Below are 439 nucleotides of genomic sequence, written 5' to 3'. Positions count from 1 at the left end.
TTTGCAATTGATTTTGCAGAAATGATGTGCGGGCTTTTTCTTACCATCTAGGGTGTCCAGATTTCCACCCCAAACCCAAGAGAGACACCCCTGATGACCGACCTTTTTGACAACCCGATGGGCCTGTGCGGCTTTGAATTCGTCGAGTTCGCCTCGCCGACGCCCGGCGTGCTGGAGCCGCTGTTCGAGAAGCTCGGCTTCACCGAGGTGGCCCGGCATCGCTCCAAGGACGTATCGCTCTACCGCCAGGGCGACATCAACTTCATCATCAACGCCGAGCCGGATTCGTTCGCGCAGCGCTTTGCGCGCCTGCACGGCCCGTCGATCTGCGCCATCGCGTTCCGCGTGCAAGACGCGGCCTTCGCTTACAAGCGCGCGCTGGAACTGGGCGCCTGGGGTTTCGACACCCACAGCGGCCCGATGGAACTGAACATCCCGG

At 60.8% G+C, this 439-nt stretch carries 1 pseudogene; it reads left to right on the top strand.

The annotated features are described in order from the left end of the window. Positions 1-93 precede the first annotated feature (93 nt). Positions 94-439 (top strand): annotated as a pseudogene (locus RVY79_RS17465) (4-hydroxyphenylpyruvate dioxygenase); the annotation flags it as partial.

Origin of the sequence: Chromohalobacter sp. HP20-39 (assembly GCF_033052815.1) — a bacterium.
In the GTDB taxonomy this organism is placed as follows: Bacteria; Pseudomonadota; Gammaproteobacteria; order Pseudomonadales; family Halomonadaceae; genus Chromohalobacter.
This window is presented reverse-complemented; position numbering and strand designations above follow the sequence as displayed.